Below are 18,146 nucleotides of genomic sequence, written 5' to 3'. Positions count from 1 at the left end.
GCGCGGCGCGCGGTCAGGCGCGGACGACCTGCACACCGGCCGCCGTGAACGGCTCGGTGAGCGCGGGTGGGGCGTCCTCGTCCGTCACCAGGACGTGCACGTCCTCGACCGGGCAGATCCGGGCGAACGCCCGCCGGCCGAGCTTCGAGGCGTCGGCGACGACCACAACCCGCGCGGCGCGATGGGCGAGCTCGCGGTTGACGGCCGCCTCGCCCTCGTGGCGTGCCGTGGCGCCATGGGCGACATCGAGGGCGTCGACCCCGAGGAAGACCAGGTCGAGCGTGATCTGCGCGAGCAGGTCGGCCGCCAGGGGGCCGATCAGCTCGTACGAGGCCGGACGGGCGACCCCGCCGGTGACGACGAGCTTCACATGCCGGCGCACGGCCAACTCCCCCGCGATGTTGAGCGCGTTGGTGACCACGGTCAGCGTGGGCTCGCCGGCGTCCTCGGCCAGGTCGCCCCGCTCGGCCAGCGCGCGGGCGACCGCCGTCGTCGTGGTCCCGCCGTTCAGGCCCACGACGGCGCCGGGCTTCACCAGGTCCGCGGCGGCGCGCGCGATGCGCTCCTTCTCGGCCGCGCGGCGGGCGGACTTGTAGCGCAGCGGCAGGTCGTAGGCGATGGCGTTGATCGTGGCGCCGCCATGGGTGCGCGTGACCATGTTCTGGCGGGCCAGCTCATCCAGGTCGCGGCGGATCGTGGCGGCGGAGACGGCCAGTTCGGCGGCCGCGGCCTCGACCTCGATCCGGCCGTCGCGGGTCAGCATCTCCAGCAGCGCGCTCCATCGGGCCTGCGGTGCCGCCATCGTCTCGCCCCTTGTCGCCGGACCTGGCGGCCATGAAACCACAGGCCATCGCCCCGTCGAGAGGAAGAACGACCTCATGCCGCTGATCGGGACCGCCGCACTCGTCCGCTCCGCCCGCGCCGAGGGCCGCGGCGCGGGGGCCTTCAACGTCATCACCCTGGAGCACGCGGAGGCGATCGTCGCCGGGGCCGAGGCCGCGGGGCGTCCGGTGATCTGCCAGATCAGCGAGAACGCCGTGCGCTTCCACGGCGGCGCCCTCGCGCCCATAGCCCGGGCGACCGCGGCCGTGGCCGAGTCCGCGCGGGTCCCCGTCGCCCTGCACCTCGACCACGTCACCGACGACACGCTGCTGCGGCAGGCCGCCGACTGCGGTTTCGGCTCGGTCATGTACGACGCCTCCGCGCTGCCGCACGAGCGGAATGTGGCCGCCACGCGCGCCGCGGCCGAGTGGGCGCACGGCGCGGGCCTGTGGCTGGAGGCCGAACTCGGCGAGATCGGCGGCAAGGACGGCGTCCACGCCCCCGGCGCCCGTACCGACCCCGACGGCGCCCGCGCCTACGTGGCCGCGACCGGGGTCGACGCGCTCGCCGTCGCGGTCGGCAGTTCGCACGCGATGACCACGCGCACCGCCCGCCTCGACCACGGCCTGATCGCCCTCCTGCACGCGGCCGTCGCCGTCCCGCTCGTCCTGCACGGCTCGACCGGGGTCCCCGAGGACGAGCTGCGGCGCGCCGTCGCCGGCGGCATGGCCAAGATCAACATCGGCACCGCCCTCAACATCGCCTTCACCGGCGCGGTCCGCGGCTTCCTCGCGGCGGACGGCGCCACGGTCGATCCTCGCCGCTATCTCGCACCCGCCCGCACGGACATGGCGGCGGCGGTGGAGCGGGCCCTGCGCGTCCTGGGGTGATCCGGCCGCGCCCGCTCACACCGCACCGTCCTCCGCCGGCAGGGCGCGCAGCGCGTCGCGGCCGGTCGGCAGGCCGGCCGCGACGCAGCCGGCGATGACGCCCCAGCATGCGTTCCGCTCCACCAGGCCGGTCAGGAGGGCGTGTTGAGCGCGCGTGAGGGCCCTCCCCTGCCGGTGGCCGCAGGGGAAGGCGCAGGCGAGCAACGGCCCCCCGTCGTGGTCCACCGTGGAAGCGGCGCACAGCGGCACCCCGGCGAGGGCGACCGGCAGCACCTCCTCGAAGCGTTCGGTACGGTCCAGCAGACCGGCCAGCAGCGTGTAGCGGAACGGGCCCTCGGCCAGCGGCGGGGGCTCCTCGAACCAGGCGTCGACGGCGGCCGGATCGGCCGGCACGCCGAGCAGGACGGGCACCGCCTCCGGATCGCCGGTGCCCAGCGCGGCGCAGGCCCTCACGGCGGGGTCCGGGTCCGCGAGCAGCTCCCGCGTGTCCCTGCCCAGCGCGGCGAGGGCGAGGAGAGCCGCCGCCCGCTCCCGGCGCGCACCGGCTCCTCGCGCCATGCGCTCCAGAGAATCGGCCGCCTCCGGACGCAGCGCGACAAGGCCGGGCGCCCGGAGCGGATGGGTCACGGCACCGAGCGCGGCCCTGGTGATCCTCGAGGCCGGCGACATGTCCGCGCCGCCCGTCGCCACGATCCACCTGCCGCGCCGGGTCCCCGAGGGCTTCCACGGCAACTGAAGCGACGCGACCGTGCGACGCCGGGGGCGGTTCGTGCCGGGCCGCCGCGGCGGCCCCTCCCGCGAGCGCTGCGGCGACGACCCCGCACGACCGACGAGCCCGCGGATCGGCGCAGGCGGCGCGCGGCCGGGACGCCCGGATGCCGCTGTGAACGCCCGGGACGGTGACGAAGCCCCACAGTTGAGCCCGCTGGATCCTGGGGACGCTGTGGGGGCGGCCCGCGCTCTAGCGCGCGTGCGGCCCGGTCACCGCTCCCGATCCTGCCAGGCTGCCGGATTGTGGCGCTGCGCCGACGCGTCGGGCTGCTGGTTCCGGCGGCCGAGGCGGACGACGGCGAAGATTCCGAGAATGCCGGCGAGTACGACGAACATCACGAGAATGAGGATCAGTTCCGTCGGCCCGATTCTGCCGAACATGCGTGCCTCCGGATCGCGTTCTGATCATGCGGCGCTGACTGCGCAGCGCGATGCTGTCACTTGCCGCCGAGCACGCGCAAGACGCGTTCCCACGGCGCCCCGTCCCCGTGCACTCCGAACCCGCACGTGAACGGGCAGGCCGGACGCTCCCGGGCAATGCCGCGCCCGGCTCTGCGATGCTGGCTGTGTGCTCGCCCCGGAACCGATAACGGCCGACCCGCCCGGCGCCACGGCGAATCCGCTGCTGACGCAGTCGTGGCTCGACCTGGCGTTCCTGCACTGGGCCGCCGATCCCGCGGACGTGGCGCCCCTGCTGCCGGCATGGGCACGGCGCCCGACACCCTCGACGGGGTCACCTATGTGGGGCTCGTCGCCTTCCGGATGCACCGCGTCGGCTGGTTCCGGCTCCCCGGCGTCCCGTATCTGGGCACCTTCCCCGAGACCAACGTCCGCCTCTACTCGCTGGACGAACACGGCCGGCGCGGTGTGGTCTTCCGGTCCCTCGACGCGTCCCGGCTGATCCCGGTCGCTGTGGCGCGGGCCGCGTTCCGGCTGCCGTACCAGTGGGCGCGCATGGACATCCGCCGCGACGGCGACACCCTCACGTACACCAGCCGGCGGCGCGGACCCGGGGCGGGCGGGGCGCACGCACGGATCACCGTGCGGGTGGGCGAGCCGGTCGCCGAACCCAGTGAGCTGGAGCACTTCCTCACGGCGCGCTGGGGTCTGCACAACACGTTCTTCGAGCGGCCCCTGTACCTGCCCAACACACATCCGCGCTGGCCCCTGCACCGCGCCGAGCTCCTGGCCTGCGAGGAGAACCTCGTCGCCGCCGCCGGTCTGCCCGCGCCCACGGGCCCGCCGGTCAGCGTTCTGTACTCCTCCGGCGTCCCCGTCCGCTTCGGCCGCCCCGCCCGTCCGGCCGGTATCCCGACGCCCTGAAGCGGCCGCGTCACCCGTCGTGCGGACCCTTGCGCAATCTTTAACGTACGATCGTTCCATAATGTGTTAACGTCAATGACCAGCTAGAAACCCGCTCCCGCATCCCATTCAGGACGGCGGCGATCCCACAGGCGACGCCCAATACCGCCGAGTCATTCCAGAAACAGTCTCTCGACCCCTGAGGGGAAACCCATGAAAACGATCGGCGTAGGCATCATCGGCGGCAGCACCACGGGCTGGGCCTCGATCTCGCACATCCCCGCCATCGCGGCGTCCCCGGCATTCGAGCTGCGTGCCGTCAGCACCTCCCGGCGCGGCTCGGCGGAGGCTGCGGCGGCACGGCACGGGGTGGCCGCCTACGACAACCACCGGGAACTCCTCGCGCACCCCGGTATCGATCTGGTCGTGGTGGCGGTGAAGGTCAGCGAGCACCTGGAACTGCTCTCGGCCGCCATAGAGGCGGGCAAGCACGTCTACAGCGAGTGGCCGCTGGGCAACGGGCTGGCCGAGGCCCAGCACCTTACGGAATTGGCGGAGAAGGCCGGGGTGCGCACCGTCATCGGCACGCAGGGCCGCTACGCCCCGCAGGTGCGGTACGCCCACGACCTGATCGCCGACGGCTACGTCGGCCGGGTGATCGGCACCACCATGGTCGGCTCGGGCATGGCCTGGGGCCCTGAGGCAACCACCCGCCAGGCGGCCTACTTCTACGACAACGCCAACGCCGCGACCCCGCTGACCTCGGCCTTCTCGCACGCCGTCGACCCGCTGAACCACATACTGGGGGACTTCGCGACGCTGAGCGCCAACCTCGTGGTCGGCCGCACGGAAGCGCGGATCACCGAGGACGGCGGCACGGCCCCCATCACCGCGCCGGACCAGGTCGCCGTGATCGGAACCCTCACCAGCGGCGCAGCCGCCTCGGTGTTCTACCGCGGCGGAGCCTCCCGGGGCGACAACTTCCGCTGGGAGATCAACGGCACAGAAGGCGATCTGATCCTCTCGGCGGACTGGGGCAACATGCAGGTCGCCGATCTCTCCCTGGCCGGTGGCCGCGGCGCGGACGCCACGGCCCAGCCCCTGCAGATCCCCGCGTCGTACTTCGGCGACGGCCTGCCCGTCGACCTCTCCCGCTCCATGGCCGGCAACGTCGCCCGCCTGTACGCCGAGTTCGCCCGCGACCTCACCGAGGACAGCCGCACCGTCCCCGACTTCCGCCACGCCCTTGACCGGCACCGACTCATCGACGCCATCGAGCGCGCCTCCGCCACCGGCACGGCGCAGACGCCCCGCTGAGCGGCGGGGGCCGGCCGGGCCCCGCCGCGGGCGCCCCCCACCATGGAGTTGCTGCTAATATCGAAGTAACTTGCTTCTGATTTAGCAGCAACCCATGCACCCGCGCCCCCTGCTCCCCGAGGAACGACGCCATGACTGCGCAGCCCATCGTCCCCGCCGACCTGCCCGGGGCCGTCACGCGCTACCTCCGGGCCCACATCGCCCGCGACACCGCGACGGCGGTCGCCGCCTTCACCCCCGACGCCACCGTGACCGACGACGGCCGCGCATACGAAGGCCTCGCCGCGATCGAGCGGTGGCTCGACCGGGCGGCGAGCGAGTACACCTACACGACGGAACTGACCGCCGCCGAACGCGCCGACGCGGAGCACTGGACCGTGACCAACCACCTGGAGGGGGACTTCCCGGGCGGCGTGGTCGACCTGCGCTACCGCTTCGCGCTCCGGGACGGCCTGATCGAGCGGCTCGACATCGCGCCGTGAGGCATGCTTCCCCCATGACGAGCGCACCGGTCGAACCCCCCTCCCCCGCCTCCACCCTCGCCCTCGACGGGACGACCACCATCCCGCGCCTGGGCTTCGGCGCGATGCAACTGCCCGGCCGGTGGAACGGGACCGCCGCCGACCGGGCCACGTCGGTGGCGGTCGCGCGCCGGGCCGTCGATCTCGGCGCGCGTCACATCGACACCGCCGCCTTCTACTTCTCCGGCGGCAACCGGGCCAACGAGATCCTGCGCGAAGCCCTCCACCCGTACCCGGCGGACGTCACCATCGCCACCAAGGTAGGCCCGCTGCGCGACGCGAAGGGGCTGATGCACGGACAGGCGGGGCCCGGGCAGTTGCGCGCCCTGGTCGAGGAGAACCTGCGGGAACTCGGCGTCGACGTCCTGGACCTGGTCTACCTGCGGGTCGGCCGCCTCGGCGCCGACGCGGCCGACTCCCTCGGCGAACGCTTCGCCGTACTCGCCGGCTTGCGGGAGGAGGGACTCGTCCGGCACCTGGGCGTGAGCAATGTGACGCGCAGTCAACTGGACGAGGCCCGCGCCATCGCGCCGGTCGCCGCGGTGCAGAACCAGTTCGGCGTCCTGGACCAGCGGGACGGCGAACTGGTCGACTTCTGCGCGACCGTGGACATCGCCTACATGCCGTTCTTCGCCCTCGGCGGCGGCCACTCCCCGCTCGACGGCGACGCCCTCGCCAAGGTGGCGGAACGGCACGGCGCGACGCCGTTCCAGATCGCCGTGGCCTGGGGTCTGGCCCGTTCCCCCTCGATCGTCCAGATCCCCGGCACGGCCTCGCTGTCCCACCTGGAGGAGAACATGGCCGCCGCCGCGATCGTCCTCGACGCCGACGACCTGTCCCTGCTCGACGGCGGCCGGTCCGCGACGGCGTGACCGGCCGCCCCGCGGCCGTCAGCCGGCGCCGAGCAGGCGCCGCACCTTGACCACGTTGTCCTGACGCGTCGTGGGCCGGCCCTCCGGGTCGTTCTGCACGCGCTCGTGCTCGTCGCTCAGCAGCACCTCCCACTCGCCCTCGGCGAGTTCGAGATCGCGTACGACCTCGTCCGGGGTCGGGAAGTGCACCTCCGGGTGGTGGTTGTGCTCCCAGGCGGGGAATCCGCCGTGGCCGGTGACGAGCAGGATGCCCCCGGGGGCGACGGCGGCCGCGGCGGAACGCAGGATGCGCTCGCGCGGCATGTAGCCGACGGTGTGCAGGAAGTGCGCCGAGACCAGGTCGAAGGAGCCCTCGGGGAAGGACTCGCCGAGGTCGTGGCGCTCCCAGGTGATCAGCTCGCCCACGCCGGCGTCGGCCGCGTGCCCCGCCCCGCGCCGCAGGGCGACGCCGGAGATGTCCACGGCGGTGACGCGCCAGCCGCGCCGGGCCAGCCAGATCACGTCGCCGCCCTCACCGCAGCCCAGGTCGAGGGCGCTGCCCGGCTTCAGGTCGGAGGTCTCGCGGACCAGGATGTCGTTGGGGTTTCCGCTCCACACGCGCTCGGTCGAGGCGTAGCGGTCGTCCCAGTAGTCCTCCTGCGAGGCGATGTCGTCGGTCATCGGTGGATCGGGTCCCTTCGAACGTGCGCGGCGCGGCGCCGTCGCGGGCGCCGCCTCGGTGCCGACGATGCGCCCGGTCCCCGCGCCCGGGCAAGATTCCTTGCCGGTTCGGCAACATCCCGTGCCGGGGCGGGGCCCGGGGGGCGCTCGCGTGCCGCCCGGCCGATGATGGGGGGACGGCAGGACGTCGCGCGTGGAGGCTTGCCATGGCCGTGTGGCACGTACGTGATTTCACCCCGGACGATCTCGAGGCCGTGGTGCGGCTGGACAGCGAGAGCGGCACCACCGACCAGCCCGCCGTCTTCCGCCTCTCCGAGGCGGTCGCCGCCCTCCAGGCGCAGCACCCCAGTGTGGTGGCGATCGCCGACGGCCACCTCATCGGTGCCGCGATCGGCCGGGTCGACGGCGACCGGGCGTGGGTACTGCGGATCAGCCTCCATCCGTCGTGGCGGAACCTGGGCCTGGGCACCGCGCTGCTGTCCGCGGTGGAGCACCGCCTCCAGGTGGCCGGGGCGCGGACGCTCGCGGCCGTGCTGCCCGAGGACGAGACGGGCACCGCCGCGCTGTGCAATTCCGGGTTCACCCGGCGCCAGGGCCTGACCTACTTCGAGAAGACCGAGGCGGTGACGGCCCAGGACCCGGCGGTGCTGGCCTCGCTCGGCGCGCTCGTGCCGCCCGCGGGCCTGTGGGAGAAGCTCGCCGGAATGGGCCGGGAGAAGTCGCTGATCGAGCGCCGTATCGTGCTGCCGCTGGCCAATGCCGAGCTCGCCGACGAGCACGGGGTGGAACCGCCGCAGGCCGTCGTACTGTTCGGGCCGCCGGGCACGGGCAAGAGCACCTTCGCGCAGGCGGTGGCGAGCCGGCTGGGCTGGCCCTTCGTGGAGCTGTTCCCCTCCCGGCTGGCCCTGGAGGGCGGCATCGCCACCGGGCTCGGCCGGCGCTTCGACGAGATCGCGCAGCTCGACCATGTACTGGTCTTCATCGACGAGGTGGAGGAGGTGGCGGGCCGCCGCAATCTCGCCGACCCCGCCTCGGTGGGCGTGGTCAACGAACTCCTCAAGTCCATCGTGCGGTTCCGCGACCGCGACGGCCGGCTGCTGATCTGTGCGACGAACACCGTCGCGGCCCTCGATCCGGCGTTCCTGCGGCACGGCCGCTTCGACTACGTGCTGCCGGTGGGCCCGCCCGACCACGAGGCCCGGCGCGCGCTGTGGGGAAGCTACCTCGCCAAGGCGGGAGCCGACGCGGACACCACGGTGCTCGCCGACGCCAGCGAGGGTTTCACACCCGCCGACATCAAGCAGGCCGCGCGCGCCGTCGCGCAGACCACGTTCGAACGCACTGTGGACACCGGGAGGAAGACGCAGGCCACCACGGACGACTACCTGCGCACCATCCGTTCCACCCGCCCCACGGTCACCAGCGACATGGCGCTGGAGTTCGCGGAGCACAGCGTCCGCTACGGCCGCACATGAGCGTCGCGAGGGGTCGTGCGGACGCGGTTCCGCCCTATGTTGATGTCATGGACACGATTTCTCCCGCATCCGCACCCGCGTCCGCGTCCGCGCCCGGCCCGCTGCACCGGCTCACGCTCGATCAGCTCCGGCGCCGTACGAGCATGAAATGGCGGTCCTATCCGGCCGACGTGCTGCCGCTGTGGGTGGCCGAGATGGACGTCCCCCTGGCCGAGCCGGTGGCGCGGGCACTCACCGAGGCCATCGCGATCGGCGACACCGGCTACCCGGCGGGCACCGGGTACGCCGACGCGCTGGCGGGCTTCGCGCGTGAACGCTGGGGCTGGGACGGCGTGCGCCGCGAGCACGCCGCGATCGTCCCGGACGTGATGCTCGGCGTCGTCGAGATGCTGAAGCTCGTGACCGCGCCCGGTGACCCGGTGATCGTCAACTGCCCGGTGTACCCGCCGTTCTACCAGTTCGTTGCGCACATGGACCGGCGCGTGGTGGAGGCACCGCTCGGCGCAGATCTGCGGCTGGACCTCGCCGCCCTGGAGGATGCGTTCGCCCGTTGCGCGGCGGGCGGCAGGCGGGCCGCGTATCTGCTGTGCAGCCCGCACAACCCGACCGGCACGGTGCACACCGCCGCCGAGCTGGCCGCCGTGGCGGCGCTGGCGGGCGCGTACGGGGTGCGGGTCGTGGCCGACGAGATCCACGCCCCTGTGGTGGCCCCGGGCACCGTCTTCGTGCCGTACTTGAGCGTGCCCGGCGCGGAGAGCGGGCTGTCGCTCATGTCGGCGTCCAAGGCCTGGAACCTGGCCGGGCTGAAGGCGGCGCTCGCCCTCGCAGGACCCGCCTCGGCCGAGGACCTGGCACGGATGCCGGAAGAGGTCGGCCACGGCCCGAGCCACCTGGGCGTCATCGCGCACACCGCGGCGCTGCGGGAGGGCGGCGACTGGCTGGACGCCGTCCTGGCGGACCTGGACCACAATCGCCGGCTGCTCGGTTCCCTGCTGGCCGAACACCTGCCGTCCGTCGGCTACCGGCCCGCCCCGGGCACCTATCTGGCCTGGCTGGACTGCCGCGCGCTGGGCCTCGGCGCGAACCCGTCGGAGGCGTTTGTGGAACGCGGCAGGGTGGCGTTCAGTCCGGGCCCCGACTTCGGCACGGGCGGCACCGGTCATGTGCGGCTGAACCTGGCGACCGGCCCGGAGGTGATCACGGAGGCGGTACGCCGCATGGCGGCCGCCGTGGCCGGCCCGACCGCCTGAATCCGGTGAATCCGGTGAATCCGCCGCACACGGGTAGCCGCCCCAAGAACGCGAACCGAGGAGCAGCGAGGAGGCGAGCGCCGTGACCAGCACTCCGGCACACGGACCCCGCGACGGGCTGCACGTCGTCGTCGTGGGTGCGACGGGCAATGTCGGCACCAGCCTGCTGCGGGTGCTCGGCGAGGACCCGGCGGTCGCCCGCATCACCGGAATCGCCCGCCGGGTGCCCTCGGACTGGCGGCCGGCGAGGACCACGTGGGTCAGTGCCGACATCACCGGCGACGACACCCGGCTGGCGGACCTCTTCCGCGGCGCCGACGCCGTCGTCCACCTCGCCTGGCTGCTTCAGCCCACCCACGACCCGGCGATCACCTGGCGCACCAACGTCCTGGGCGGCATGCGGGTCTTCGACGCCGTGGCGGCGGCCGGCGTCCCGGCGCTGGTGCACGCCTCGTCGGTGGCCGCGTACTCCCCCGGCCCGAAGGACCGTCCCGTCGACGAGTCCTGGCCCACGCACGGCTGGCCGGGGGCCGCGTACTGCCGCGAGAAGGCGTACATCGAGCGGTACCTCGACGGGTACGAGACCGACCATCCGCGGGTGCGGGTGGTGCGCATGCGTCCTGCCTTCATCTTCAAGAAGGAGGCCGCCGCGCAGCAACGCCGTCTGTTCGCCGGTCCGTTCCTGCCAGGACGGCTGGTCCGGCCGCGGCTCGTGCCGGTGGTGCCCGACATGCCGGGCCTGCGCTTCCAGGCCCTCCACACCGACGACGCCGCCGAGGCCTACCGGAAAGCGGTCCTGCGACCGGTGCGGGGTGCCTTCAACCTGGCCGCGGAGCCGCCGCTGGACGCGGTGGAACTGGCCTCGATATTCGGCGCCCAGGTCGTACGGATGCCCCGCGCCGCCGTGCGCGCCGCCCTGGCGGGCGCCTGGCGGCTGCACCTTGTGCCGTCCTCGCCGGGGCTCTTCGACGCGGTGCTGCGGCTGCCGCTGCTCGACACCGGCCGGGCCCGGCGCGAACTCGACTGGCGTCCCCTGCACAGCGCGACCGGGGCGGTCGAGGAGTTCCTCGAGGGGTTGCGCGAGGGCAGCGGCGCGTCCACCGCGGTGCTGGCGCCGAGCGGGGCGGTCGGACGGCTCCACGAGGTCGCGACAGGTGTCGGCTCACGGCCCTGAACAGCCGGGGGGGAGAGACAGCGGACACGGATCGGAAAAGCGAGGTGACGGTCACGTCGGCGGGTTCCGGCCCCAAGCGCGAGCGGCAGTACGAACACATCAGGGAGAGCGCCGAGGAGCGCGGCGTGACGGAGGAGATCGCCGCCCGCACCGTCGACAAGGAACGCGCCCGCGCGGGCGAGTCGAAGACCGCGAGGCGGAGTTCTCCGCACGACATCTCCTCGGGTCGCCGCGGCGGCCTGCGCTCGGGCCACGGCGCGCAGAGCCCCACGTACGACCAGCTGTACGCGGAGGCACGACGGCGCGGTGCCGACGGCCGCTCGCACACGGGCAAGGCCGAGCTCGAGCGGGCTCTGGGCGAGAGCTGACCCGTAGGGTCAGGGCTCCGGCGGCGCGGACCCGCCAAAGCGGCGGCACGTCACGCGGCGTCGTACCAGGGCTTGCCCGCAGCCCAGTGCCGGACCCAGCCGGCGAAGCCGGATTCCCCCGTGGTGAAGCCGAACTCCGCCCCGAAGGGAGCGGCACCGACGTCGGTGACGAGCCAGACGTGCCCTCGGTGCGGGCCCGTGACGACGAGGTGCCAGTCCATCGCGCATCCGTCGGTGCCCAGCACGATCGAGCCGTGGTGGTCGATCTGGTCGAGGACCTCGTCCAAGTCATCGGACGGATCCGGGTCCTCCTCCCACGTCCATGCCTCCGTCAAGGGGAACGGCTTGCTCAGGAAACGCTCCCGCTCATCGCCGCCCCAGTCGCTCGGCACATCCGCCACCGACAGCAGTCCGTAGTCCGGGGGCCCGGAGGACGAACCGTCCGTCTCCTCGGCGACGAAGGTCCGATAAGGCTCGGGCAGCACGATCCCGTGCTGTGCCTCAAAGGCACGGACCGCCTCCCAGCCGAGAGCCGACTCACCGCCGTCGTCGACGCCGAACGCCGCTCGTAGCCCGGCCAGTTCGGCGGGGTCGGCCTGATCACCGTTCATGCGGTACGAATATCGCCCGGCTCCGACATCTCGCCCCGCCCGGGGGTGTCCTCGAACCCCACGGACGCCTCTCGCCAGGTCGCCTCGTCCGCGTCGAGCAGGGCGGCGATGACCTCCGGGGGCGGCAGCGGGCCGTGGTCGGCGGCCACGCGCAGGGCCGAGGCGGCGGTCAGATGGCCCAGGCGGAGCGCGCGCCCGACGGGGAGGCCGCGGTGCAGGCCCGCGAGGAAGCCGGCGGCGAACGCGTCGCCCGCGCCCACGGGTTCGGCCACGCGGACGGTCAGCGCGGGCACCGTGCGGGCGTCGGGGCCGACGAAGGCGGTCGCGGCCCGCGCGCCGTCCTTCACCACCAGGACCCGCGGCGCGGGCAGCAGCGCCCGGACCGAACGGACGTCGGTGACGGCGTCCCCCCACAGCTCCTGCGCCTCGTCCAGCCCGACGAGCACGATGTCGGCCCGGTCGGCGAGGGTGCGCAGCACCTCCGCGGCGGCGGCGCGGTCGCTCCACAGGGCGGGGCGGTAGTTCACGTCGAAGCTGACGGGGCACGGCCGTTCGGGGCGCAGCGCGCGCTCGACCAGGGCGCGGCAACCGCTCGACAGCGCGGGCGTGATCCCGCTGAGGTGGAGCAACGCGGCGCCGTGCAGCGCCGGGTCGTCGAGCAGGGCCTCGGTGAGCGCCGACGCCGCCGAGTCGCGGCGGCGATAGTGCACGCGTGTGCCGTGCTCCCCCGGGTCCTTGAACAGCAGCCCGGTCGGGCGGTCCTGGTCGACGCGCACACCGCTCACGTCCACACCGCCCGCGGCGATCCGCTCGAGGACGCGGCGGCCGAACGGGTCGTCGCCGACGGCCGACACCCAGCGCGCGGGCACGTCGTGGTCGGCGAGGTAGAGGGCGACGTTGGACTCGGCGCCCGCGACCTCGACCCCGAGCCGGTCCGCGCTCTCCAGCGGCCCGAGGGGATCAGGGACGAGCGCGGCCATGGTCTCCCCGACGCAGACCACGGGGCCGGGGCCGAGCTGCGGCGCGGGGTGGGTCACGAGCCGTCCTCCGGCTCGGGGCCGTCCGGGCGGTAGGGCGCGGCGGGGGTGCCGGGGACGTCGACGCGCACGGCGAAGACGGCGCCGTCGAGCGGGCCCGGGGCGTCGAGGCCGATGGTGGCGCTCGTGACGTGGAGGGTGCGGCCGTCGGGACCGCCGAGGCAGAGGCCGGCCGGCTGGACGGCGGGGAGTTCCACGACGCGGTCGAGGGTGCCGTCGGGGAGATGGCGACGGACCTGGCCGATGCCCCAGACCGCGGTCCACAGAGCGCCCTCGGCGTCGACGGTCATGCCGTCCGGGCTGCCGGAGTCCAGGGTCACGAAGGGCTCGGGCGCGCCGAGTTCACCGGTGGCCACGTCCACCGGGTAGCGCCGGACGACACCGCGGGCGCTGTCGGCGAGGTACATCGTGCGGCCGTCGGCGGTGAAGGCGGGCCCGTTGGGCACCGTGATGCCGCGCAGCGCGCGCGTGACGCGGCCGTCGCGGTCGACGCGGTACAGGGAACCCGCGTCCTCGGTCGCGGCGTAGGCCATGCTGCCCGCCCAGAAGCGGCCGTGCGGGTCGGCGACGCCGTCGTTCATACGCATGGGCTCGGGGGCGTCGACCTCGGGCCGGGCGAGCCAGCGCACCCGCCCGGCGGGGTCGATACGGCAGATACCCGTACCGGCCGCGGCGATCCAGTGACCGGGGCGCCCCTCGACGGGGGCCACCGCGCCCAGCGGGACGGACAGCCGGGCCACGGTACCGAAGGCGGGGGCGGTCAGCAGACGGCCCGTCAGGATGTCGGTGAGCACGACGCGGCCGTCCGTCCAGCGGATGCCCTCGCCCAGTTCGAGCCGTTCTCCGCCGACGACCTCGTACGCGGTGCCGGCGGCCGTCACGGCGCGGGCTCCGCGCGGACGACGTCGAGGAACTCCCGCGCCCGCACCCGCAGTGCGGCGAGGCTGCCCCCGGCCGCCGCGTCCGCCACCAGCGGCGAGCCCACGCCGACCGCGACGGCACCGGCGGCAAGGTAGGCGGCGGCAGCGGCCGCGTCCACGCCGCCGACCGGCACGAACGGCAGGCCGGGGAAGGGCGCCCGCAGGTCACGGAGGTAGCCGGGGCCGCCCGCGCTGCCGGCGGGGAACAGCTTGAGCGCCTGGGCGCCCAGCTTCAGGGCCTGGAGGACGTCGGTCGGGGTCATCACACCGGCCAGGACGGGCAGTCCGAGTTCGCGGCCGGTGGCGACGCCGTCACCGAGTGCGGGGGTGACGAGGAAGGCGGCGCCGGCGCGGTGGGCGGCGTGCGCGTCGTCGGCGCTCAGCACGGTGCCCGCGCCGAGGGTCGCCTCCGGCCCGAGCGCGGCGCGGGCCTGCGCGATCACGTCGAGCGCGCCGTGCCCGGTGAGGGAGACCTCGATGAGGGTGACGCCCTCCTCGGCGAGGGTCAGGACGGTCTTGAGTGCGGCGTCCGGGTCGTTGCCCCGGACGATGGCGAGCAGCCGGTGGGCGCGCAGCGCGGCGAGCAGGTCCATCCGACATCCCTTCTGCTGGTGGGTGGTTCGGGTACGGCGGCGTCAGACGCGGCGGGTCGCGGCGACGGTGAGCCGCCAGGAGACCTCGCCGGAGGCGGGCACGACGGCCGTGTCGCCCTCGTCCGCGCCCGCGCGGTCGAAGACGCGGCCGAGCATCGGCTCGACGCCGGTGGAGCGGTACGGCGCGCCGGTCGGGAATCCGCCGAGGTTGCGCCACAGGGCGAGGGCGACCGGTTGTCCCTCCGCCTCGACCGCCAGGTGCAGCGTGTCGGGGCCGTCGGTCACCGTCACCCGGGCCGTGTCGACGACGGCGCCGACGGCGGTGCCGTCGTCCGGCCCGAGCACGTCGAGCGGGACACCGCCCACGGAGGGCCAGGTGCCGTGGACCCGGGTCGTGCCCTCGTCCGGGTAGAGCCGGCAGGCCGCGGGCCCGTCGACGCCGAGGCGGGCGGCGGGCGACAGGTCCAGCAGGGCGTGCGCGGCCCACACGAAGCGGTAGCCGGGCTCGGCGCGGAGCGTGTACGCGGCGACGACGGCACCTGCCTCGGCGGTGACGCGCCGGGTCAGCCGGAAGTCGGGGCACTCGACGGCGTACCCGTCGCCCTCCGTCCGCCACGGCCGCGACCAGGCGTCCCCGTGGTCGGGGAGCCCGCGCACGGTCGGCAGGCACTCCTCCAGTCCCCCGGCGTCGGCGAAGGCGTCGCCGGGCACGACGCCCGCGCGGCGCGGCTCCTCGCGGTGCCAGAGCCATTCGCGGCCCCCGCCGGCGAGCGAGGTCCAGCGGCCGCCGTGCGCCGGGTCGGTGGCGACGGTGAGCGGCACCGCCCGGGGCGCGGTCACCATTCGGCGAAGGAGCCGTCGGCGTGCCGCCAGACGGGGTTGCGCCAGGCGTGCCCGGCGCGGTCGGCGGCGCGCACGGCCTCCTCGTCGACGTCGATGCCGAGACCGGGCGCCTCGGAGCGGCGGGCCTGGCCGTCGACGAAGCGGAACGGCTCGGTGTCGACGATGTACGACAGCAGGTCGGCGTCCTTGTTGTAGTGGATGCCCCGGCTCTGCTCCTGGATCAGGAAGTTGGGCGTGGCGAAGGCGACCTGGAGGCTCGCCGCGAGCGCGATGGGCCCGAGCGGGCAGTGCGGCGCGAGGTGGGCGCCGAAGGTCTCCGCGAGCGCGGCGATCCGGGTGACCTCGGAGATGCCGCCCGCGTGGGAGAGGTCGGGCTGCACGACCGCGACGCCCGCGTTGAGCACGGTGAGGAAGTCGGCCCGCCCGTAGAGCCGTTCACCGGTGGCGAGCGGCACGGAGGAGGAGCCGACGAGGCCGGGCAGCAGGTGCGCCTGGTCCGGCAGCACGGGCTCCTCGACGAAGAGCGGGTGCAGCGGGGCTATCTCGTGCAGCACGCGGCGCGCGTTGGCCGCGCTGAACCGGCCGTGGAAGTCGACGGCGACGTCGCGGTGGGGGCCCAGCGCCTCACGGGCGACGGCGACGCGCTCGACGACGGCGGCCGTCTCCGCGGGGCTGGTGAGCGGCGGGGTGGCGCCCGCGGCGTTCATCTTGACGGCGGTGAAACCGGCCTCGACCTGGGCGGTGATCTCGTCCTTCAGCCGGTCCGGTTCATCGCCCCCGACCCAGGCGTACACGCGGACGGTGTCGCGCACCGGCCCGCCGAGCAGGGTGTGCACGGGGACGCCGAGGGTGCGGCCCGCGATGTCCCACAGCGCCTGGTCGATGCCCGCGACAGCGCTGGAGAGCACGGGCCCGCCGCGGTAGAAGCCGCCCTTGGTCAGCACCTGCCAGTGGTCCTGGATGCGCAGCGGGTCCTTGCCGATGAGCTGTTCCGCCAGCACCTCGACGGCGGCCCGCACCACCTCGGCGCGGCCCTCGACTACGGGTTCGCCCCAGCCGACGACGCCGTCATCGGTCTCGATGCGGCAGAACAGCCAACGGGGCGGCACGAGGAACGTCTCGATGCGCGCGATCTTCACTTTGCGGGGTCGTCCTTCTCTTCGGTGGGGGGCTGCTCGGAGTCGTGCGGTCCGCTGACCTTGTCGAGGTCGCGCATCGCCTGGTCGAGCAGGGCACGCATGGCGTGCTCGGCCGCGTCCGCGTCCCGGTCGCGCACGGCGTCCAGGACGGCGCGGTGGCTCGGCACGGGGTCCTCGCTGTGGGGGGCGCTGTGCACGATCTGGTCACGCTGGGCGAGACCGGACTCGATGACCATCTCCATGCGTTCGAGCAGTTCGTTGTGGGTGGCCACCAGCAGCGCGCGGTGGAAGGCGAGGTCGGCCTCGACGGCGTGGCTCGCGCTGCCCTCCTCGCCCATGGCGGCCAGGGCCGCGTCCAGCGACGCGAGGTCCTCGTCGGTGCGGCGGTTCGCGGCCAGCCGTACGGCGGCGGGTTCGATGATGCCGCGGACCTCGCCGAGGTTGCGCAGCAGCGCCTGGTCGGCGCCGGAACCGTTGCTCTCGGAGAACTGCCAGCGCAGGACGTCGGCGTCGAGCAGGTTCCAGTCGGCGCGCGGCCGCACGAAGGTGCCGCGCTTCTGCCGGGCGTCGACCATGCCCTTGGCCGCGAGAACCTTCAGCGATTCACGCAGGGCCGTCAGGCTGACGTCCAGTTCGCTCTGCAGGGCCGCCATGTCGAGCGTCGCTCCCTCGGGGATCTCGCCGCTGAGCACTCGGCGGGCGAGGGTCTCCACGGTCTGTCCGTGCACTCCGCGGCGCGCGTATGGCGTCATGTGTATGCCTTTCTTGCTGGTCGGTCGGGGCGGGACCCCGTCGTCTGCGTCGTCTCCGTCGTGCCTCAGGCGGAGGACTTGACGACGCTCCAGCCGCCGTCGACGACCAGGCTCGTTCCGGTGATGTACGAGGCTTCCTCGGCGGCGAGGAAGGCGACGGCGGCGGCGGCTTCCTCGGGGGTGCCGAAGCGGCCGGCGGCGGTCTCGGCGACGCTCTGTTCGCGTTCGTCCTGCGGTACCCGGTCCCAGGCTGCGGTCAGGATCGGCCCGGGGAGCACGGCGTTGACCCGCACCTGCGGTCCGTACTCGACGGCGAGCTGTGCGCACAACGACAGCAGCGCGCCCTTGCTCGCCGCGTAGGCCGGGTGGCCGGGGATGCCGTGGTGGGCGTGGACGGACGAGGTGAGGACCACCGCGCCGCGCTCCTCGCGCAGGTCGGGCAGCACCGCCTTGAAGCCGAGGAAGGCACCGGTGAGGTTGACCGACAGCTGCCGTTCCCAGGAGGCCAGGCTCGTCTCGTGGGCGGGGGCGACCCGCACCGTGTACGCGTTGCTGACCAGGACGCCGACGGGACCGAAGCCGTGGGCCGCGTCGGTGACCCGCCGCCAGTCGTCCTCGCTCGCCACGTCGGCGGCGACGAAGACGGCGCGCGCGCCGTCCTTGCGCAGCCGCACGGCGACTTCCTCCCCGCGGTCGGCGGCGATGTCGACGAGGACGACGGCAGCGCCCTCGGCGGCCAGACGCACCGCGGTGGCGGCGCCGATGCCCGAGGCGGCGCCGGTGACGACGGCGACGCGGTTGGTGAAGCGGGCCGCTGGGTTCATGGGGC

21 protein-coding genes and 1 pseudogene are annotated in these 18,146 nt (G+C 74.2%); 10 read left to right on the top strand and 12 right to left on the bottom strand.

Translation table 11 applies throughout. The features are described 5' to 3' along the window. Window positions 1-13 precede the first annotated feature (13 nt). Entirely contained in the window at window positions 14-802 is a 789-nt protein-coding gene (locus tag RV983_RS32885) for a DeoR/GlpR family DNA-binding transcription regulator (protein ID WP_475989350.1), read from the bottom strand. A gap of 76 nt (window positions 803-878) precedes the next feature. Between RV983_RS32885 and RV983_RS32880 the strand changes: the two genes are divergently transcribed. Then, window positions 879-1,712 (top strand): class II fructose-bisphosphate aldolase, encoded by an 834-nt coding sequence (locus tag RV983_RS32880; RefSeq protein ID WP_475989349.1) that lies wholly within the window; start codon window positions 879-881, stop codon window positions 1,710-1,712. A gap of 15 nt (window positions 1,713-1,727) precedes the next feature. On the opposite strand, the gene RV983_RS32875 is transcribed toward RV983_RS32880, so the two are convergent. Then, complete coding sequence (locus tag RV983_RS32875) at window positions 1,728-2,270, bottom strand: hypothetical protein (protein WP_475989348.1); 543 nt, start codon at window positions 2,268-2,270, stop codon at window positions 1,728-1,730. Between RV983_RS32875 and RV983_RS32870 the strand changes: the two genes are divergently transcribed. Then, window positions 2,269-2,448 (top strand): carotenoid oxygenase family protein, encoded by a 180-nt coding sequence (locus RV983_RS32870; protein ID WP_475989347.1) that lies wholly within the window; start codon window positions 2,269-2,271, stop codon window positions 2,446-2,448. The two genes, RV983_RS32875 and RV983_RS32870, sit on opposite strands and share 2 nt — an antisense overlap. 245 nt (window positions 2,449-2,693) lie before the next feature. On the opposite strand, the gene RV983_RS32865 is transcribed toward RV983_RS32870, so the two are convergent. Further along, window positions 2,694-2,864, bottom strand: coding sequence for a hypothetical protein (locus tag RV983_RS32865; protein WP_475989346.1), 171 nt, complete (start codon window positions 2,862-2,864; stop codon window positions 2,694-2,696). A gap of 187 nt (window positions 2,865-3,051) precedes the next feature. On the opposite strand from RV983_RS32865, the pseudogene RV983_RS32860 reads away from it, so the two are divergent. The 4 genes and pseudogenes from RV983_RS32860 to RV983_RS32845 all read left to right on the top strand — a co-directional run bounded on the left by RV983_RS32860 (window position 3,052) and on the right by RV983_RS32845 (window position 6,495). Beyond that, a pseudogene (locus RV983_RS32860) lies at window positions 3,052-3,806 on the top strand (YqjF family protein). 192 nt (window positions 3,807-3,998) lie between these two features. Then, a complete protein-coding gene (locus RV983_RS32855) occupies window positions 3,999-5,102 on the top strand; it encodes a Gfo/Idh/MocA family protein (protein WP_475989345.1) in 1,104 nt (367 codons plus the stop codon). Between the two features lie 131 nt (window positions 5,103-5,233). Beyond that, window positions 5,234-5,584 (top strand): nuclear transport factor 2 family protein, encoded by a 351-nt coding sequence (locus tag RV983_RS32850; protein WP_475989344.1) that lies wholly within the window; start codon window positions 5,234-5,236, stop codon window positions 5,582-5,584. A 14-nt stretch (window positions 5,585-5,598) separates the two neighbouring features. Further along, window positions 5,599-6,495, top strand: a complete 897-nt coding sequence (locus tag RV983_RS32845) for an oxidoreductase (RefSeq protein ID WP_475989343.1) — start codon at window positions 5,599-5,601, stop codon at window positions 6,493-6,495. Window positions 6,496-6,513: 18 nt separating this feature from the next. Here the strand turns inward: RV983_RS32845 and RV983_RS32840 are convergent, their stop codons facing one another. Next, complete coding sequence (locus tag RV983_RS32840; protein ID WP_475989342.1) at window positions 6,514-7,155, bottom strand: class I SAM-dependent methyltransferase; 642 nt, start codon at window positions 7,153-7,155, stop codon at window positions 6,514-6,516. Window positions 7,156-7,361: 206 nt separating this feature from the next. On the opposite strand from RV983_RS32840, the gene RV983_RS32835 reads away from it, so the two are divergent. From RV983_RS32835 to RV983_RS32820, 4 genes are all read left to right on the top strand, one after another. After that, on the top strand, window positions 7,362-8,630 hold the full coding sequence (locus RV983_RS32835; protein ID WP_475989341.1) for an ATP-binding protein: 1,269 nt from the start codon (window positions 7,362-7,364) through the stop codon (window positions 8,628-8,630). 47 nt (window positions 8,631-8,677) lie between these two features. After that, complete coding sequence (locus RV983_RS32830) at window positions 8,678-9,880, top strand: MalY/PatB family protein (RefSeq protein ID WP_475989340.1); 1,203 nt, start codon at window positions 8,678-8,680, stop codon at window positions 9,878-9,880. 82 nt (window positions 9,881-9,962) lie between these two features. Further along, on the top strand, window positions 9,963-11,054 hold the full coding sequence (locus RV983_RS32825; protein ID WP_475989339.1) for an NAD-dependent epimerase/dehydratase family protein: 1,092 nt from the start codon (window positions 9,963-9,965) through the stop codon (window positions 11,052-11,054). 44 nt (window positions 11,055-11,098) lie between these two features. Further along, window positions 11,099-11,422 carry a plasmid stabilization protein gene (locus RV983_RS32820; protein ID WP_475989338.1) on the top strand — a complete coding sequence of 108 codons (324 nt, stop codon included), beginning with the start codon at window positions 11,099-11,101 and terminating at the stop codon, window positions 11,420-11,422. Window positions 11,423-11,472: 50 nt separating this feature from the next. Here RV983_RS32820 and RV983_RS32815 read toward each other — a convergent pair whose 3' ends face one another. From RV983_RS32815 to RV983_RS32780, 8 genes are all read right to left on the bottom strand, one after another. Next, window positions 11,473-12,033, bottom strand: a complete 561-nt coding sequence (locus tag RV983_RS32815; RefSeq protein WP_475989337.1) for an SMI1/KNR4 family protein — start codon at window positions 12,031-12,033, stop codon at window positions 11,473-11,475. Next, complete coding sequence (locus RV983_RS32810) at window positions 12,030-13,013, bottom strand: sugar kinase (RefSeq protein WP_475990531.1); 984 nt, start codon at window positions 13,011-13,013, stop codon at window positions 12,030-12,032. The genes RV983_RS32815 and RV983_RS32810 overlap by 4 nt, the downstream gene beginning before the upstream one ends. A gap of 53 nt (window positions 13,014-13,066) precedes the next feature. Continuing rightward, complete coding sequence (locus tag RV983_RS32805; protein WP_475989336.1) at window positions 13,067-13,951, bottom strand: SMP-30/gluconolactonase/LRE family protein; 885 nt, start codon at window positions 13,949-13,951, stop codon at window positions 13,067-13,069. Continuing rightward, the gene (locus RV983_RS32800; protein ID WP_475989335.1) at window positions 13,948-14,583 is read right to left on the bottom strand and encodes a bifunctional 4-hydroxy-2-oxoglutarate aldolase/2-dehydro-3-deoxy-phosphogluconate aldolase; all 636 of its coding nucleotides are present in this window, start codon (window positions 14,581-14,583) and stop codon (window positions 13,948-13,950) included. Before RV983_RS32800 ends, RV983_RS32805 begins: the two co-directional genes overlap by 4 nt. 42 nt (window positions 14,584-14,625) lie before the next feature. Next, window positions 14,626-15,426, bottom strand: coding sequence for an aldose epimerase family protein (locus RV983_RS32795; RefSeq protein WP_475989334.1), 801 nt, complete (start codon window positions 15,424-15,426; stop codon window positions 14,626-14,628). Then, a complete protein-coding gene (dgoD, locus tag RV983_RS32790) occupies window positions 15,420-16,565 on the bottom strand; it encodes a galactonate dehydratase (RefSeq protein ID WP_475989333.1) in 1,146 nt (381 codons plus the stop codon). Before dgoD ends, RV983_RS32795 begins: the two co-directional genes overlap by 7 nt. After that, window positions 16,562-17,317 carry a FadR/GntR family transcriptional regulator gene (locus RV983_RS32785; RefSeq protein ID WP_475989332.1) on the bottom strand — a complete coding sequence of 252 codons (756 nt, stop codon included), beginning with the start codon at window positions 17,315-17,317 and terminating at the stop codon, window positions 16,562-16,564. Before RV983_RS32785 ends, dgoD begins: the two co-directional genes overlap by 4 nt. 65 nt (window positions 17,318-17,382) lie before the next feature. After that, window positions 17,383-18,141, bottom strand: coding sequence for an SDR family NAD(P)-dependent oxidoreductase (locus RV983_RS32780; RefSeq protein ID WP_475990530.1), 759 nt, complete (start codon window positions 18,139-18,141; stop codon window positions 17,383-17,385). Window positions 18,142-18,146 lie beyond the last annotated feature (5 nt).

The sequence above is a fragment of the Streptomyces sp. RLA123 genome (assembly GCF_056270165.1).
This window is presented reverse-complemented; position numbering and strand designations above follow the sequence as displayed.

Bases quoted from the DNA above. Each gene is read 5' to 3' on its own strand.
- RV983_RS32875 (WP_475989348.1), bottom strand. From the start codon at position 2,270: ATGGCGCGAGGAGCCGGTGCGCGCCGGGAGCGGGCGGCGGCTCTCCTC.
- RV983_RS32810 (WP_475990531.1), bottom strand. From the start codon at position 13,013: ATGGCCGCGCTCGTCCCTGATCCCCTCGGGCCGCTGGAGAGCGCGGAC.
- RV983_RS32840 (WP_475989342.1), bottom strand. From the start codon at position 7,155: ATGACCGACGACATCGCCTCGCAGGAGGACTACTGGGACGACCGCTAC.
- RV983_RS32795 (WP_475989334.1), bottom strand. From the start codon at position 15,426: ATGGTGACCGCGCCCCGGGCGGTGCCGCTCACCGTCGCCACCGACCCG.
- RV983_RS32835 (WP_475989341.1), top strand. From the start codon at position 7,362: ATGGCCGTGTGGCACGTACGTGATTTCACCCCGGACGATCTCGAGGCC.
- RV983_RS32870 (WP_475989347.1), top strand. From the start codon at position 2,269: ATGCGCTCCAGAGAATCGGCCGCCTCCGGACGCAGCGCGACAAGGCCG.
- RV983_RS32830 (WP_475989340.1), top strand. From the start codon at position 8,678: ATGGACACGATTTCTCCCGCATCCGCACCCGCGTCCGCGTCCGCGCCC.
- RV983_RS32815 (WP_475989337.1), bottom strand. From the start codon at position 12,033: ATGAACGGTGATCAGGCCGACCCCGCCGAACTGGCCGGGCTACGAGCG.
- RV983_RS32885 (WP_475989350.1), bottom strand. From the start codon at position 802: ATGGCGGCACCGCAGGCCCGATGGAGCGCGCTGCTGGAGATGCTGACC.
- RV983_RS32855 (WP_475989345.1), top strand. From the start codon at position 3,999: ATGAAAACGATCGGCGTAGGCATCATCGGCGGCAGCACCACGGGCTGG.
- RV983_RS32880 (WP_475989349.1), top strand. From the start codon at position 879: ATGCCGCTGATCGGGACCGCCGCACTCGTCCGCTCCGCCCGCGCCGAG.
- RV983_RS32865 (WP_475989346.1), bottom strand. From the start codon at position 2,864: ATGTTCGGCAGAATCGGGCCGACGGAACTGATCCTCATTCTCGTGATG.
- RV983_RS32785 (WP_475989332.1), bottom strand. From the start codon at position 17,317: ATGACGCCATACGCGCGCCGCGGAGTGCACGGACAGACCGTGGAGACC.
- RV983_RS32845 (WP_475989343.1), top strand. From the start codon at position 5,599: ATGACGAGCGCACCGGTCGAACCCCCCTCCCCCGCCTCCACCCTCGCC.
- RV983_RS32800 (WP_475989335.1), bottom strand. From the start codon at position 14,583: ATGGACCTGCTCGCCGCGCTGCGCGCCCACCGGCTGCTCGCCATCGTC.
- RV983_RS32780 (WP_475990530.1), bottom strand. From the start codon at position 18,141: ATGAACCCAGCGGCCCGCTTCACCAACCGCGTCGCCGTCGTCACCGGC.
- RV983_RS32850 (WP_475989344.1), top strand. From the start codon at position 5,234: ATGACTGCGCAGCCCATCGTCCCCGCCGACCTGCCCGGGGCCGTCACG.